This window comes from Muriicola sp. Z0-33 (assembly GCF_026126425.1).
GTDB lineage: Bacteria > Bacteroidota > Bacteroidia > Flavobacteriales > Flavobacteriaceae > JAFMPW01.
On record NZ_JAFMPW010000013.1, the window covers coordinates 37,115 to 52,697 of the forward strand.

At 38.9% G+C, this 15,583-nt stretch carries 14 protein-coding genes; 10 read left to right on the plus strand and 4 right to left on the minus strand.

Going from position 1 to position 15,583, the window contains the following annotated elements:
- Positions 1 to 33: 33 nt before the first annotated feature.
- The 5 genes from J1G40_RS15475 (at position 34) to J1G40_RS15495 (ending at position 4,016) form a co-directional block, all read left to right on the plus strand.
- Complete coding sequence (locus tag J1G40_RS15475) at positions 34 to 1,737, plus strand: arylsulfatase (RefSeq protein ID WP_265243567.1); 1,704 nt, start codon at positions 34 to 36, stop codon at positions 1,735 to 1,737.
- A gap of 16 nt (positions 1,738 to 1,753) precedes the next feature.
- The gene (locus tag J1G40_RS15480) at positions 1,754 to 2,257 is read left to right on the plus strand and encodes a GyrI-like domain-containing protein (protein WP_265243568.1); all 504 of its coding nucleotides are present in this window, start codon (positions 1,754 to 1,756) and stop codon (positions 2,255 to 2,257) included.
- A 171-nt stretch (positions 2,258 to 2,428) separates the two neighbouring features.
- Positions 2,429 to 2,665 carry a hypothetical protein gene (locus J1G40_RS15485; RefSeq protein ID WP_265243569.1) on the plus strand — a complete coding sequence of 79 codons (237 nt, stop codon included), beginning with the start codon at positions 2,429 to 2,431 and terminating at the stop codon, positions 2,663 to 2,665.
- A gap of 13 nt (positions 2,666 to 2,678) precedes the next feature.
- A complete protein-coding gene (locus J1G40_RS15490; RefSeq protein WP_265243570.1) occupies positions 2,679 to 3,362 on the plus strand; it encodes a HupE/UreJ family protein in 684 nt (227 codons plus the stop codon).
- 9 nt (positions 3,363 to 3,371) lie between these two features.
- Positions 3,372 to 4,016 carry a hypothetical protein gene (locus J1G40_RS15495; RefSeq protein ID WP_265243571.1) on the plus strand — a complete coding sequence of 215 codons (645 nt, stop codon included), beginning with the start codon at positions 3,372 to 3,374 and terminating at the stop codon, positions 4,014 to 4,016.
- 298 nt (positions 4,017 to 4,314) lie between these two features.
- On the opposite strand, the gene rsmG is transcribed toward J1G40_RS15495, so the two are convergent.
- Positions 4,315 to 4,950, minus strand: coding sequence for a 16S rRNA (guanine(527)-N(7))-methyltransferase RsmG (gene rsmG / locus J1G40_RS15500; protein ID WP_265243572.1), 636 nt, complete (start codon positions 4,948 to 4,950; stop codon positions 4,315 to 4,317).
- 106 nt (positions 4,951 to 5,056) lie between these two features.
- On the opposite strand from rsmG, the gene J1G40_RS15505 reads away from it, so the two are divergent.
- Together J1G40_RS15505 and J1G40_RS15510 are read left to right on the plus strand one after the other, a co-directional pair.
- Entirely contained in the window at positions 5,057 to 6,160 is a 1,104-nt protein-coding gene (locus J1G40_RS15505) for a fatty acid desaturase family protein (protein ID WP_265243573.1), read from the plus strand.
- A gap of 14 nt (positions 6,161 to 6,174) precedes the next feature.
- Complete coding sequence (locus tag J1G40_RS15510; protein ID WP_265243574.1) at positions 6,175 to 7,359, plus strand: pyridoxal phosphate-dependent aminotransferase; 1,185 nt, start codon at positions 6,175 to 6,177, stop codon at positions 7,357 to 7,359.
- Positions 7,360 to 7,448: 89 nt separating this feature from the next.
- Here J1G40_RS15510 and J1G40_RS15515 read toward each other — a convergent pair whose 3' ends face one another.
- Positions 7,449 to 8,939 (minus strand): potassium transporter TrkG, encoded by a 1,491-nt coding sequence (locus J1G40_RS15515; RefSeq protein ID WP_265243575.1) that lies wholly within the window; start codon positions 8,937 to 8,939, stop codon positions 7,449 to 7,451.
- A 1-nt stretch (position 8,940) separates the two neighbouring features.
- The gene (gene trkA / locus J1G40_RS15520; protein ID WP_265243576.1) at positions 8,941 to 10,290 is read right to left on the minus strand and encodes a Trk system potassium transporter TrkA; all 1,350 of its coding nucleotides are present in this window, start codon (positions 10,288 to 10,290) and stop codon (positions 8,941 to 8,943) included.
- Between the two features lie 233 nt (positions 10,291 to 10,523).
- On the opposite strand from trkA, the gene ubiE reads away from it, so the two are divergent.
- Positions 10,524 to 11,252, plus strand: coding sequence for a bifunctional demethylmenaquinone methyltransferase/2-methoxy-6-polyprenyl-1,4-benzoquinol methylase UbiE (ubiE, locus tag J1G40_RS15525; protein WP_265243577.1), 729 nt, complete (start codon positions 10,524 to 10,526; stop codon positions 11,250 to 11,252).
- Between the two features lie 107 nt (positions 11,253 to 11,359).
- Positions 11,360 to 12,058 (plus strand): porin family protein, encoded by a 699-nt coding sequence (locus J1G40_RS15530; protein ID WP_265243578.1) that lies wholly within the window; start codon positions 11,360 to 11,362, stop codon positions 12,056 to 12,058.
- A 148-nt stretch (positions 12,059 to 12,206) separates the two neighbouring features.
- On the opposite strand, the gene J1G40_RS15535 is transcribed toward J1G40_RS15530, so the two are convergent.
- Positions 12,207 to 12,941, minus strand: a complete 735-nt coding sequence (locus J1G40_RS15535; RefSeq protein WP_265243579.1) for a TrmH family RNA methyltransferase — start codon at positions 12,939 to 12,941, stop codon at positions 12,207 to 12,209.
- 24 nt (positions 12,942 to 12,965) lie between these two features.
- On the opposite strand from J1G40_RS15535, the gene J1G40_RS15540 reads away from it, so the two are divergent.
- Positions 12,966 to 15,554, plus strand: coding sequence for an outer membrane protein assembly factor (locus J1G40_RS15540; RefSeq protein WP_265243580.1), 2,589 nt, complete (start codon positions 12,966 to 12,968; stop codon positions 15,552 to 15,554).
- Positions 15,555 to 15,583: the final 29 nt, after the last annotated feature.

The window sequence follows — 15,583 nt, forward strand, 5'->3', positions numbered from 1 at the left end:
TCTGCTTTAAGATTCAACTTCTAAAATGGAACAATGAGAGTAATATACCCTTGCATATACCTTGCTGTCCTGGTCCTTTTCTGTAAATGCCAGTCGCCTGAAAAATCTTCTCATATCCAAAGCAAACCAAATATTGTTCTCATCATGGGTGATGATATGGGATATTCGGATATTGGTTGTTATGGAGGCGAGATAAAAACCCCGAACCTGGATCAATTAGCCGCAAACGGTCTTCGTTTTACACAATTTTACAATACAGCAAGGTGTTGCCCCACTCGAGCTTCACTTTTAACCGGACTTTACCCGCAACAGGCAGGTGTTGGTCATATGGTTTACGACAGAGGAACTCCTGCCTATCAGGGAGACTTAAGCAGTAATGCAGTAACTATTGCCGAAGCTTTGAAAGCCGCCGGCTATTCTACTTATATGTCTGGAAAATGGCATGTAACCCCTTATGAAAAAGACAATCCCGACAAAAGTAACTGGCCCAGGCAAAGAGGGTTTGATGCATTTTTCGGCATGATCTCCGGTGCCGGTAGCTATTACGATCCTCGATCCCTTACCGAAGATAATCAGTATGTGGCCCCCAGAAAAGGTTTTTATTGCACTACCGATTTTACCAATTATGCGGTCGACCGTATTGAGAAGCACCAGGATACCCAACCTTTTTTCCTGTATCTCTCTTACACCGCTGCACATTGGCCTATGCATGCACCGGAAGAGGCTATATCGCAATATAGAGGTCATTATGACCAGGGTTGGGATGCTTTGCGCAATTCTAGATTTATGCGTATGAAAGAAATGCAACTGCTAGATGAGCAATGGCAGCTTACGCCAAGAGACACCTTAATTGCCCCCTGGTCTTCTGAGGTGCCAGACAAGGATTGGGAACTTGCGAATATGGAAACTTATGCAGCTATGGTTACTTTAATGGATGAGGGTATTGGGCGCGTAGTGGATGCAATTAAGAATAAAGGGCAACTAGAGAATACAGTGATCATCTACTTACAGGATAATGGAGCCTGTGCTGAAGAACTGGAATGGGTACAAGACAGGCCCCAACAAGACGAGATTAAAGCAATGACAGCAAATGAACTTCAGACCAAAATGGTTCCGGACATCACCAGAGAAGGAAAACCGGTACAACTTATGAAAGATGCGATGCCCGGACCCCCGGAAAGCTATACGGCTTATGGCCTAAATTGGGCAAATGTCAGCAATACCCCTTTCAGAGAATACAAACACTGGGTTCATGAAGGTGGAATTTCCTCTCCCCTGATAGTACATTGGCCAGATAAGATTTCAGATAAAGGAACCCTGAGATCCCAGCCGGCCCACTTAATAGATATTATGGCCACCTGTCTGGACATCGCAGGTGGTAGCTATCCGCAGTCCTATAATGGCAATAGAATTACTCCTTTGGAAGGGACCAGTCTACTCCCCGTCTTTGCTCAGGACCGTCTGGAAAGAGAGGCCATCTACTGGGAGCATGAGGGAAACAGGGCTGTAAGGATGGGCAAATGGAAACTTATTTCAAAGGCAGACAAACTACAACCCTTTATCTGGGATAAAACAGATATTTTGCAGACTGCCAATTGGGAACTCTTTGACCTGGATAAAGACAGAACCGAAATGAATAACCTGGCAGATGCCCATCCAGAATTGGTAAGAAAAATGTCCGATATGTGGCTGGCCTGGGGGAAAAGAACGGGCATCATTCCCAGACCAGATCAATAAAAAATAATTATAAATAATGAGTGATACGAGCTTTAAGACCTTACAACCGGAATTTGAACATTTAGCAGAGAAAAAATTGGTTGGCATATCCCTGGAAATGTCCCTGGCCCATAACTTAACCCATGAATTGTTCAGTACGTTTATGCCGAGGCGACAAGAAATACCAAATGCGCTGAATACGTTTGTTTATGCATTACAGGTATATCCCAAAGCCTATTTCATGAAGTTTGAGCCCAGCAGACGCTTTAAAAAGTACGCGCTCATTGAGGTGGCAGATTATGATAAGGTTCCCGAACAAATGGAGCAATTTACTTTGCCAGAAGGTGGTTATGCTGTTTTTACCCAACGAGGTAAAGATGCCGGCTTTGAAGTATTCGACTATATTTTTACCAAATGGTTGCCGAATTCCAAATACCTTTTAGACGATAGACCCCACTTTGAAAAAATAATTGGAAATAAGGATAAAAGTGACACTGACATTTCTGAGTTAATTTATATTCCAGTCCGTCCAAAAAATTAGTTTTATCGCCCGATAAACTTTCTTTTGTCCTAATTTTAAGCGCATTATCCTCTAAATTTGGTGATCCGAACTGAAAATTCATAACTTTATACCTTAGGTCTTTAGGAGGTTTATTTCCTTCTTGGACCAAATTTTTTTGCGTTGTATTACTAATATTATAAAGGATTAATTATGAAGATCAACAAATCTGTATGGTGCAGTTTAATTGTTTTAATGTTCGCTTTTAGTTGTGGTGAAAGCAAGAAAAAGGAAGAGCCTGTTACCGAAGAAACTGCAGTTGAAACAGTAGATGAAGCAGCTATTAAAGCTGCTCAAATAGCTAAAGATAGTCTGCAACAGCTTAAAATAGCTGATAGTATTAAACAAGATAGTCTAAGACAGGTTAAAGAGCACGGGCATGTGCACTAAAAGAGCCCACTGAATGCCAAAAAAACTCCAATCCTATATTTTTCTACTACTTTGTTTGTTTCCCATAATAGCTGGTGCTCATGGCGTAGACGAGGCTACACAATCCTTTTTAACCGGAAATAAAGGCATTGCTTTTGGCCCTTTTCTTTATATAGGAGCAAAGCACATGATTACCGGATATGATCATTTATTATTCCTTGTAGGGGTAATATTTTTTCTCTACAGAACCCGTGAAATACTTATTTATGTAAGCTTTTTCACCTTAGGTCATAGCCTGACGTTGCTCTTTGGAGTCCTGGCAAACCTTAATGTAAATGCCTATTTAATAGATGCCATCATTGCCTTGTCTATTGTTTATAAAGGTTTTGATAATCTCGGTGGATTTAAACAATTTTTCGGCAAGCAACCCAACACAAAAATTGCGGTATTAATCTTTGGTCTCTTCCATGGTTTTGGTCTGGCGACCAAATTACAGGAGTTTAAATTTGACCAGGAAGGCTTACTAGTTAATTTATTAGGGTTTAACCTTGGTGTGGAAATAGGTCAATTTCTGGCTCTTGGCCTGGTACTTCTTGTTCTGGGTGTTTGGCGCAGATACCGCAGTTACATTAAATTTTCAAATATTACCAACGTAATATTAATGGCCGCTGGGTTTCTCTTATTAGGGTTTCAATTAACCGGATACTTTACAACTTAATAAAGCAATATGGAAAATCAGGATATCCCAAAAATGAATAAAAAACAACTATGGAAATCTTTGTTTATTGCCCTGTTAATTGGCGGTGTCGTACTGGTTACTGCCGTCTTACCGGCCGAATACAACATAGATCCCTTGGGAGCCGGTAAATTATTTGGGTTCAGCAGACTTTATGTAGAAGATCCGGTAGAAGAGGATGAGACAATAGATGCCCCGGCCGTTTCATTAAAGGTAAAGCCGTTGAGAATAACAAAGTTAGGATCCCCTCCGGAAGTAGTTAAGCCTGAAGAAGCAAATAACCCGCCTCCGGCCACACAGTATGCTGTGCAAACAGATACTATTGAAGTTAGAGTACCGGCCAGAAAAGGTATTGAGTATAAATTTAAGGCACTAAAACATGCCAGTATAAAATACGATTGGAGCAGCTCAAATAATAGTATAGTTTACATAGATTTCCATGGAGAAGTTAAGCAAGACAATCCTCCCGCTAATGTATTTTATGAGAGCTATACCCTTGCCTATTCCAACAATATGGCCGGAACTTTCACAGCACCTTTTGAAGGACGACACGGCTGGTATTTTAGAAATGATACACAGCAGGAAATTACGGTTACCCTACATTTAAACGGGCAGTATCAACTGTTCGATAAGTAGCGTTAAACTACTTCATCTAGTTCGAAATATCCTCTTTAATAGTGATTTAAGAGTTGATTACAAACTGTTAAATTTATCCTTAATTCCGCTCAAAGTTCGTTTCTACAAAATTTATATGTAAATTTAACGTTAAGTAATTGTAAATTTACAGTAAAAAATAGAAATGATTATGGAACATCCCCAAGAAAACACAAAAAGAGATACTGCTAATTACAGTTGGAAGCGCCTGGCAAGTTTTGTAAAAAACTATGCGGCCAATTGCAGGCACTCTTTTAACACAATGTTGAGTCTTTAGGTACTAACCTTTATATTTTAAAGGTAAATACACCAATTTTTTAGTCTCGAAGAAGTCTTCTTCAAAAAAGTCTTTGAGCGGAAAGATTTGGGCAGTACTATAGCCCCTTAATTCTTCGCTTAGATCCCCTCCTTTCAGATATAGAATACCATTTTTAAGTTCGTGCTCTGACTTTTTTCTTATACGGCCTTTTACCCATCGAACAAAGGTTGGCATAGCTGCAACCGCCCTGCTTACAATAAAATCAAAACTTCCCTCTAATTCTTCAACCCGGCAATTAAATGTTTTAACATTTTGAAGTTGCAGGCCACTTACTACCTCATCAACTACCTTAATTTTCTTACCAATGGCATCTACTAATGTAAAATTAGTTTCCGGAAAAAGAATAGCCAATGGTATCCCGGGAAATCCTCCTCCTGTGCCTACATCCAGTACTTCAGCCTTGGGATTAAACTTTATAAGTTTGGCGATCCCCAGGGAATGCAGCACATGTCTCAGGTAGAGCTCATCGATATCCTTCCTTGATACCACATTGATTTTCTTGTTCCAATCCTTATACAGCACTTCAAGTTGTATAAATTGGTTTTTCTGAATATCTGATAAATTGGGAAAATATTTTAATATTGTATCCACCTGCATAGTACCTTTGTAGTTTTGTCAAAAGTACTACTTTCACGATTTAGTATTAAAACGAAAGATATTGCGTTATATTTATAGCGCCCTTTTTATAATTAACAATAAATATATGGATACATCTACAATTAGGTTCTCCAGAAAAGACTCAGCACAGTTTTTTAAAACCTTAAATAAAAGAGTCAACAATTATTTTAAAGAGAACCAAATTAAGAAAACCGGCAATTGGAAATTGTATTTAAAGACAGCCGTGATGTTCGGCCTGTTTCTTACCCCCTATTTTTTAATTCTTACACTTAATCTTCCAAATTGGGCCAATCTTTTATTGACAATTGTTATGGGGATTGGGATGGCAGGAGTTGGGATGAACGTAATGCACGATGGAAATCACGGTTCTTATTCCAACAAAAAGTGGGTTAACAAATTAATGGGTGGCTCTATTTATATCCTTGCTGGTAATGTATATAATTGGCAGGTGCAGCACAATGTTTTGCATCATACTTATACCAATATCCACAACCACGATGAAGATTTAGAAGCTGGCAGGGTATTGCGTTTTTCCGAACATGCCAAATGGCATCGCTTCCACAAATTTCAGCACTATTATTCTATTTTCCTTTATGGTCTTTTGACCTTTAATTGGGCAATTACTACAGACTTTCAACAAATGTATCGTTATACCAAGCGAAAGTTGGCCTATGGAAAATTACCTAACCCATTTGTAAATTGGAGCCTGCTGGTAGCTACAAAACTAATTTATGTAGCCATTTGGATTGTACTGCCGATGCTTATACTGGATATTGCGTGGTGGAAAATTTTATTAGGCTTTTTTATCATGCACTATGTTGCTGGTGTTATACTTAGTGTAGTGTTTCAATTAGCACATGTTGTGGACGAGGCCGAAACTCCCTTGCCAGAAAAAGATGGTAGTATGAAAAATACCTGGGCCATTCATCAACTGGCTACAACCGTGAACTTTGGAACAAAAAACAAGATCGTTAATTGGTTTACAGGCGGGCTAAACCATCAGGTAGAACATCACATATTTCCTAATATCAGTCATATTCATTACACAAAAATTTCTAAAATTGTGAAACAAACGGCAAAGGAGTTCAATTTGCCATATAATGAATACAGAACTACAAGAAAAGCCATAATTTCGCATTTCAAACATCTAAAAGAATTGGGTAAGAAACCCGCTTGGCAGTACCAATAAACAAGTAACAGAAAATGAACAATCAATTATCCGATAGAATTAACAAAATGTCTACTTCGGCCACCCTCGCTATGGCCGCCAAGGCAAGAGAATTAAGAAATGAAGGAAAGGATATAATAGGCTTAAGTCTGGGTGAACCAGATTTTAATATTCCCGAATTTGTAAAGGATGCGGCCAAACAGGCAGTAGATGACAATTATAGCAGTTACTCCCCGGTTGATGGTTATGCAGATCTGAAACAGGCCATATCCAATAAATTTAAGAGGGATAATAATCTGTCTTATAGCCCAGGCCAGATTGTGGTATCTACAGGCGCCAAACAATCTCTGGCGAATATAGCCATGGTAATGCTAAATAAGGGCGATGAAGTAATTCTTCCCGCACCCTTCTGGGTAAGTTATAGCGATATTGTAAAGCTGGCCGAGGGTGTCCCGGTTGAAGTTCCTACCAGTATTTCGAGCGACTTTAAAATGACTCCTGAACAATTAAAATCTGCAATCACGCCAAAGACCAAAATGTTATGGTTTAGTTCACCTTGCAACCCTAGTGGCTCTGTGTACAGTAAATCTGAGTTAGAGGGACTAGCAGCTGTCTTAAAAGACCATCCAAATATTTTTGTTGTTTCTGATGAAATATATGAGCACATAAATTTTGTCGGTGGACATGTAAGTATTGCTGGGATAGAAGGAATGTACGAGCGCACCATTACCGTTAACGGGGTGTCTAAAGCATTTGCTATGACTGGCTGGAGGATAGGTTATATGGGTGGCCCTGACTGGATTGCCAAAGCCTGTACCAAGTTTCAGGGTCAGATAACAAGCGGGGCAAACGCTATTGGCCAAAGAGCGACAATTACAGCACTAGAGGCACCTGTTAGTGAGATCAAATATATGATTGATGAATTTCATAAAAGAAGGGATTTACTTTTAGGACTCCTGGGCGAAATTGATGGATTTCAATTAAACATTCCGGAAGGCGCTTTCTACGTTTTCCCCGATATCTCTAGTTTCTTCGGTAAAACACTTAATGGCGTATCTATTAATAACGCCTCCGATTTTGCCATGTATTTGTTAGAACATGCTAACGTAGCTACAGTGACAGGAGAAGCTTTTGGAAACCCTAATTGTATACGAATTTCCTATGCAGCTTCAGAGAAAGAACTCATAGAAGCTGTAAGCAGAATTAAGGAAGTAGTTTAACCAGACTAAGAATTAGGTTCTCCTGGTTAATACCAAATAAAAAGACCTTACTAATTTAGTAAGGTCTTTTTATTTATTGCTGTGGAAGATTAAATGCGTTTCCAAAAATATGGCGTTAGTAAAATAAGAACTGTAAAAAGTTCGAGCCTCCCGGCAAGCATTAAAAATCCACACCACCATTTACCTAAATCCGGAAGTCCGTTAAAATTACTCAAGGGATTTAAACTACCAAAAGCAGGACCCACATTCCCAAGGGAAGATGCTGCACCTCCCACCGCCGTTAAAAAATCTAATCCCATAAAACTCAACACCAGAGCACCTATTATAAATAACAACATATAGAGTACAAGGAATCCAATAATGTTGTAAACAATGTGTTCGGACACAGTTTTGTTATTAAATCTTACTGGAATAATTGCACTCGGGTGTAATGTTCTTTTAAACTCTAGCAAACCATTCTTAATGACCATTACATGACGCATAACTTTTATTCCACCTGCTGTTGAACCTGCTGAACCACCACAAAACATCAATCCAAAAAAGAAAACAGTCAGAAAGGGTGTCCAGCTGGTAAAATCTGCCGTAACAAAACCAGTAGTCGTAACTACAGCAACTACCTGGAATAACGCTTGCCTAAAAGCACTCTCTCCCCCACCCAATACCATGGGGTGATATGCCGTAACATCTAAATTAACCTTGGTGTATATCACCAAAGCCGTGATAACTGTGAAAACCACTATAAATATCCCGTAGATTTTAAATTCCTCATCTCTCAGTACCTTCTGCACCTTACCTTTAAAAGCAAAGTAGCTCAACACAAAGTTGCTGCCTGCCAGGAACATAAAAAAGATCACTATATACTGAATTAATGGCTGGTCATTCCAATAGGCCAAGCTTGCATTTTTCGTAGAAAATCCCCCTGTAGATAAAGTGGCCATTGCATGGTTTATAGCATCAAAAAACGACATCCCGGCAATTTTTAACAAAAAGGTTTCTGCCACAGTGTACCCAAAGTATATTAACCACAATCTTTTAGCGGTGTCTGTAATTCGGGGATGTAATTTGTCTGCATGAGGTCCGGGTGCTTCTGCGGAAAATAGTTGCATTCCTCCTATCCCTAATAAAGGCAGAATAGCAATAGCCAAAACAATAATCCCCATCCCGCCAATCCAATGTGTGAGGCTCCTCCAGAATAGAATACCCTCTGGCAAGGATTCAATATCATTTAAAATTGAGGCTCCTGTTGTAGTATATCCCGATATGGTTTCAAAAAACGCATTGGTGATCCCTGGGATGGCTCCGGAAAACATATAGGGCAATACCCCGGAGGCAGACATCACCAACCATCCGAAGGTAACAATGATATAGCCTTCTTTACGCTGAACCTCCTTACGGTGACCAAGGGTAAAAAACATGGCCAGCACTCCTAATAATACGGTAGTTATTGCCGCCAGGGTTATTGCTACTGTTGCCCCATCGTCATAAATACCACTAACTAAGGCCGCTAATAACATAAAACACCCATTGCAAAGCAAGAGCAAGCCCATTAAGTGAAATATGATTTTAAAGTTGAGTCCCATACTAAAGGAAAAGCTTCTCAATTTTGCGGATAGAACGAGGGAGGCAACATACCACCACCCGGTCTCCTTCCTTAATTTTAAAATCCCCCAGGGCAATGAGCCCCTTACCATCCCTGATAACTCCACCTATAATGGCCGTTCTGGGGAAGTTCAGGTCCTTAATAAAGCTATTATTAACTTTTGAAGTTGGTTTGACTATAAATTCCAATATCTCAGCGTTGAGATTGTTTAAGCGGGTTAGTGCGACCACCTCTCCCCTTCTGATATGTCTGAATATATTATTAGCCGCCAATAATTTTTTGTTGATCAGCGTATCCACACCAATAGATTGTGAAAGCTGAAAATAATCCATGTTTTCGACCATGGCAATGGTCTTTTTAATGTTCTTGGATTTAGCCACTAAACAAGACATAATATTGGTTTCCGAATTTCCGGTAACAGCAATAAAGGCATCCATAGAATCCAGACTCTCCTCTTCTAACAATTCTACGTTTCGGCAGTCTCCATTAATCACCAGCGCGTTGGGCAAGCCATCGGCTAGTTCAAATGCCTTTGCTTTATCTTTCTCAATCAATTTTACATTAAACTTGGCTTCACATAAGTCGCGCACTGCATTAAACCCAACCTTGCTCCCCCCAAGTACCATCACATTTTTAATTTCCTCTTTTTTCTTGCCTGTTAACTTGTAAAGCTCATCTACCCCTTTTCTGTCAGTTACAAAATAGACCTGATCTTCTTCCTTAAAAACGGTATCACCCCTTGGAATCACAGTAAACTGTGTGCCCTGTCGCTGCATTGCTATTGGCATAAAATGCAATTCTGGAAATATTCTGGCTGCTTCTTTCACCATTTTACCTACAAATGGAGCGGATTTTGGAATAGAGACTCCTACCATGATCAGCAGGCCTTCTTCAAATTCGTAAGTGTCGTTAAATGCAGATTGATTTATCAGTAATTTTATTTCTGCAGCTGCAAGTTCTTCTGGTGATATTAACTCATCAATACCCAATTCTGAAAAATTGATGGTTTCCTTATTGTCAATAAATTCTGTGTTAGATATTCTGGCAATGGTCCTTTTACAACCCAGTTGTTTTGCCAGCATACACAAAGTAATATTTGTTGTCTCAGAAGAAGTTACTCCTATTACCAATGAAGAATCTGCTACTCGCGCTTCCTGAAGTACTGTAATGGAAGTAGCATCACCTTTTAAAACACGTATATCCAAATGGCTATCGGCATACGCCAGGCTTTCTTTGTTGGTATCAATTAATGTAATATCCTGAGACTCGTAAGACAATAATTTGGCTAAATGAAAGCCTACTTCACCGGCACCGGCTATAATAATCCTCATCTATAAATTGTATTTACTTTTGTTCCGAAGTAATCCGAAATGGCAGATATGCCAGATGACCTCTAAGCTATTGTAGCTCATCATGTAAGAGTTTGCAACTGTGCGACTGCAAAATTACGTAAATATTAATTGATTATTAGGAATTAATAATTCATTATACTCCTGGAGTGGTAAAGTAGATTACTGTTGGCCAGTATGATTATTAATAAAGTATCTTTGCCAAAATTTTGCATATGACCAAAAAGGTAACCCCTTATAAAGACTCAGAACTAGGAAAGAAAGAGCAGGTAACAAAAATGTTCGATGCCATTTCTGATAATTATGATGGCCTCAACAGGGTAATATCTTTCGGTATTGATGTTAAATGGCGAAAGCGGGTGGTTTCAATTTTAAAGGATAAAAAGCCGGCTACTATTTTAGACATCGCTACAGGAACCGGCGATCTGGCAATCAATTTAACGGCCACAGGAGCTCATAAAATTGTGGGATTGGATATTTCTCCGGGGATGCTTCAGGTTGGGAAGAAAAAAGTAATTGAAAAAAAGCTTCAAAATACCGTTGAAATGATAGTTGGGGATAGCGAAAATTTGCAATTTCCTGCCCAGCACTTCGACGCCGTTACCGTGGCATTTGGTGTCCGAAATTTTGAAAACCTTGAAAAAGGGCTGTCTGAGATTTACAGAGTATTAAAACCCGGTGGCACTCTTGTTGTACTAGAAACGTCTGTTCCGGTAAAAACCCCCTTCAAACAAGGTTATCATTTTTACACAAAATACATACTTCCCGTTATAGGCAAACTCTTTTCTAAAGACAGATCTGCATATACCTATCTCAGCGAATCCGCAGCAGTTTTCCCACATGGGAAAGATTTCAACAATATTTTAGGAAAAATCGGGTTTATAGCTATGGAGAACAAACCCCAGACATTTGGGGTAGCATCTATATATGTGGCTATAAAATAAATGATTTAAAGGAGCTAGATTCATAATAGCCACCATTATATGGTTCTAATCATAAACCCTGTAGGCGAAAGATACCTCACCTATTTACAGAAAATGGATATCAACAGATGAAAAAAATAATTTTTCTTTTGGTAGCATCACTTTTACTAAGTGGACATATGGGTACTGCCCAATTCAAGGAAAAGCCGATCATCAATCTTGAAAATGAGGACAAGGCATTTCTCAACTGGGGATATTATCTTGGGTTTAATCAGTACGATTTTAAGTATGATTACGTAAATGACCTGGAAGATATCCTGGTCGACAAGTCTCTTGGGTTTAATGTAGGGCTTATTGGTGAAATGCGGATTAATGAATTTTTAGACCTGCGATTTGAACCCGGGTTATTCTATACTCAGCGTACGCTGGGATTTCCTGGTTTCTCGGAGGAAAATGATGCAATAAGAGAAGTTAAATCTACCTATATTAATTTCCCCTTGTTAATAAAAGCGAGTGCCCGAAGATTTGGAAACTGGAAACCCTTTATAATAGGTGGAGTAGGAACTGCCATGAATCTTGGCGCTAACCAGGATGCACTTGATGATAATAGTAGCGGAACCTTTAGAATGAAAAAGAATGTCTACAATTACGAATTGGGTTTTGGAATTGATTTCTACACGGAGTATTTTAAGTTCTCCCCATCTATACGAGGTGTTTTCGCCATATCAGACGAATTGGTACCTGATAACGATCCAAATAGCCCCTGGACAGGCAATATAGATGCCCTTAGAACCAGAGGGATATTCATAAATTTCACCTTTGAATAAGGATAATCTCAATTGTAGTAAGGACCACTATTCAGTTTAATAATATGGTAAGTGCTGCAGCGCCCATACAATTGTTGAATCACGGTTTGTAGCTTACTGATTACTGTTTACTGATTACTGATTATTGTTAATTGTTAATTGCTAATTGCTAATTGCTTATAGACCCCCTCCTAATCTCGTTTAATAATATAGCCGTTGCTGTTCCAACGTTTAAACTCTCGGTGGTTTTTTTACCAAATTGGGGGATACTTATTTTGGTTGTTATCTCAGAAGAGACAACTTCCGATATTCCGTTGGCCTCATTTCCCATTACCAAAATACCTGCTTTAGGCAGTTGTTCTCCATAGACCACTTCTCCGTCCATAAAGGCCCCATAAACCGGCAATTGGCTCTCACTTAATGTATCATTCAGGTTTACATAGGTAATATTAACCCTGGCAATAGATCCCATAGATGCCTGCAACACTTTAGGATTATAGCAATCTACGGTATCTTCCGAACACAGAATTTGTTTTACACCAAACCAATCGCACAACCTGATGATAGTTCCAAAATTTCCGGGATCATTGATACCATCCAGGGCAATTACCCAATCTTTAAATTCAAATTCAACCTTCTCAGGGATATGAAAGACTCCCAATACCGTATTAGGATTTTTAAAGCCACTCATCTGCTTCAATTCCGGTGCACTTATATGGTGACAATTAAATCCCAAATCTGAATATAAATCGGGATCGGTACTATAAATGGCATGTTCCTTGTAATTAGACATTAAAAGCTCCCGAACGGTCTTAATTCCTTCGGCAACGAACATTTTATGCCGACTTCGGTATTTTTTTTGCTGTAAGCTTTTTATAAATTTTATTTGACTTTTAACAACCATTCAAATAATGTATTTTTGGCTTCTATGAACACCCTTTTGAGTTATGAAAAGAGTATAGCAAAAATAGGTTTATTATTGCTAGCAGTCATAATCAGCTCTTGTAACGCGCTTAAACGGGTAGACGAGGACGAATTACTTCTTACCGGAAATAACATTTATGCCAATGATCAGAAAGTTATTGATGATGATATTCACAGCCTGATAGTTCAAAAACCCAATAGCACTTTGTTGGGCTATCCATTGAGATTAAACTTATATAATCTGGCAAAAAAAGACCCGGATTCCTCATTTCAGGCATGGTTGCACAAAAAAGAAAAAAGAGAACAGCGCTGGTCTAACCTACTTTCCCAAAAACAGGTGAACAGGTTGGGCGAATCTTTTATGGTAAAAGGGTATAGCGAATGGCTAAAAAACATTGGCGAAGCACCGGTTGTAATAGATACTTCAAGAACCCGAAAATCTCTACAGAGACTCAGTGCCTATTATGGCAGCAAAGGGTACTTTAACAATAATACCACCTATGAAATAGATAGTACCAGGCGTAGGCAAAGGGCAGAAATAAATTACAAAATTTCTTTGGGCAAGCCCTATGTGATAGATACCGTTTCCAAAAAAATAGCCTCAGTTGCAATTGATTCTTTATACGAACTAAACAGAGCAGATTCCTTTATAAAAAAGAATAAACAATTTGATCTGACAGACTTCAACAATGAAAGAGAACGTCTGACAGCTTTGTTTCGGAATTCTGGAGTATTTAATTTTCAGGAAAGCTCTATCACTTACGACATTTTAAGAGATACTACCTCTGGCAGAGATGATCAGAAAATGAGTGTGGAATTAAATATTGAGAACATAAGATTAAGAGGGGATAGTGCACTGACCACCGGAGCCTATAAAGTGCATCGTTTTGATAAGGTAAATATTTTCGCAGATCATAATTACAATGACAACATCAATGAATTATCGTCTGTAGAATTTGAGAATTACACCATTTATTACAAAGGTAAATTAAGATATAAGCCAAAGGCATTAACAGATGCTATTTTTCTGGAGAAAGACAGTATCTACAGGGATATAGACAGACTCAGAACATATAGGCAGATAAGCAATTTAAATACCTTCAAATATCCGAATATTGAACTTCTGGAAGACCCAACTCAGACAAAACTGACCTCAAATATTTATCTGGCACCCAGACCAAAATATTCCCTGGGTGTTGATTTCGACATTACCCACTCCAATATTCAGCGCCTTGGCATTGGCTTTAGTTCTTCGCTAATGACCAGGAATGTATTTGGAGGTGCCGAAACATTAAGTATTTCGGCAGGAGGCACCTTTGGGTTATTGAGTGACGATTCTTTACCGGATGACTTCTTTTCAGAAATTGGCGGAGATATTAATCTGACATTTCCAAGGATCTGGTTTCCTTTTATCAATACAAAGCAAATCATACCCTATTATATGCTCCCTAAGACCAGGGTCTCGGCTGGTACAAGCTTTCAAAAAAACATAGGATTAGACAAGCAAACGTTTAATACTGTCCTGGGTTATAATTGGACTCCTTCAGATTTTAAAAAGAACACCCTGGAACTGCTGAATATTCAGTATGTCAGAAATGTTAACCCAGACAGGTTTTTTAATGTCTATCAAAGTACGTATAGCAGCCTGGACGACATAGCAGATAGTTATGAGGGCAATGCCAGTCTTGCAGACTTTTACGAGAGCGTAAATAATACTTCAGATGCACTCCAACTCATAATACCCGAAGGTACTACGGGTTTTACCAATGCCATTCTAAACAGGGAGGTTCCTTCTAACACAGAAGATTTCAGGGAAGTGAGCAGGATTGAAGAAAGACGCCAGCGTCTAACCGAAAATAACCTGATTTTTGCCAGTAATTATTCCCTGAACAAAACCAACAGGATAGATTTAAACGACAACGATTTTTATCAATTCAGATTTAAGTTAGAAAGTGCCGGAAACTTACTTTCAGGATTATCACGGATTTTCCCATTTAATGAAAACGAAAATCAGGACCGCCTTGTTTTTGGTGTACCCTATTCGCAATATATTAAAACGGAATTCGATTTTATTAAACACTGGGGATTATCCCGCACAGATGTTCTAGCTTTTAGGGGTTTCTTTGGTATTGCTATCCCCTATGGCAACTCTAACAACATCCCGTTTACAAGAAGTTATTTTGCCGGAGGCTCTAATGATAACAGAGCCTGGAACCCTTATTCTCTGGGTCCGGGTAGAACTCAGAACATCAACGATTTTAATGAAGCTAATCTTAAGATTGCATTCAACCTGGAGTACAGATTTCCAATAGCAGGAGATGTGAAAGGCGCAATTTTTGCGGATGCCGGCAATATATGGAATGTTTGGGACAGCGAGGATGACCCCGATGCTGTTTTCAGTGGATTTGAGTCGTTAAGGGATATTGCATTGGGTACAGGTCTTGGACTTCGATACGATTTCACCTATTTTGTATTCCGTGTAGATTATGGTTTTAAGACCTACAACCCGGCCGAAGAACTTTCTAAAAGATGGTTTAGGGATTATAATTTTGCAAATGGGAAGCTTCAAATTGGAATAAATTATCCTTTTTAACCTAACTTATTTTATTACTTTTGCCCAAA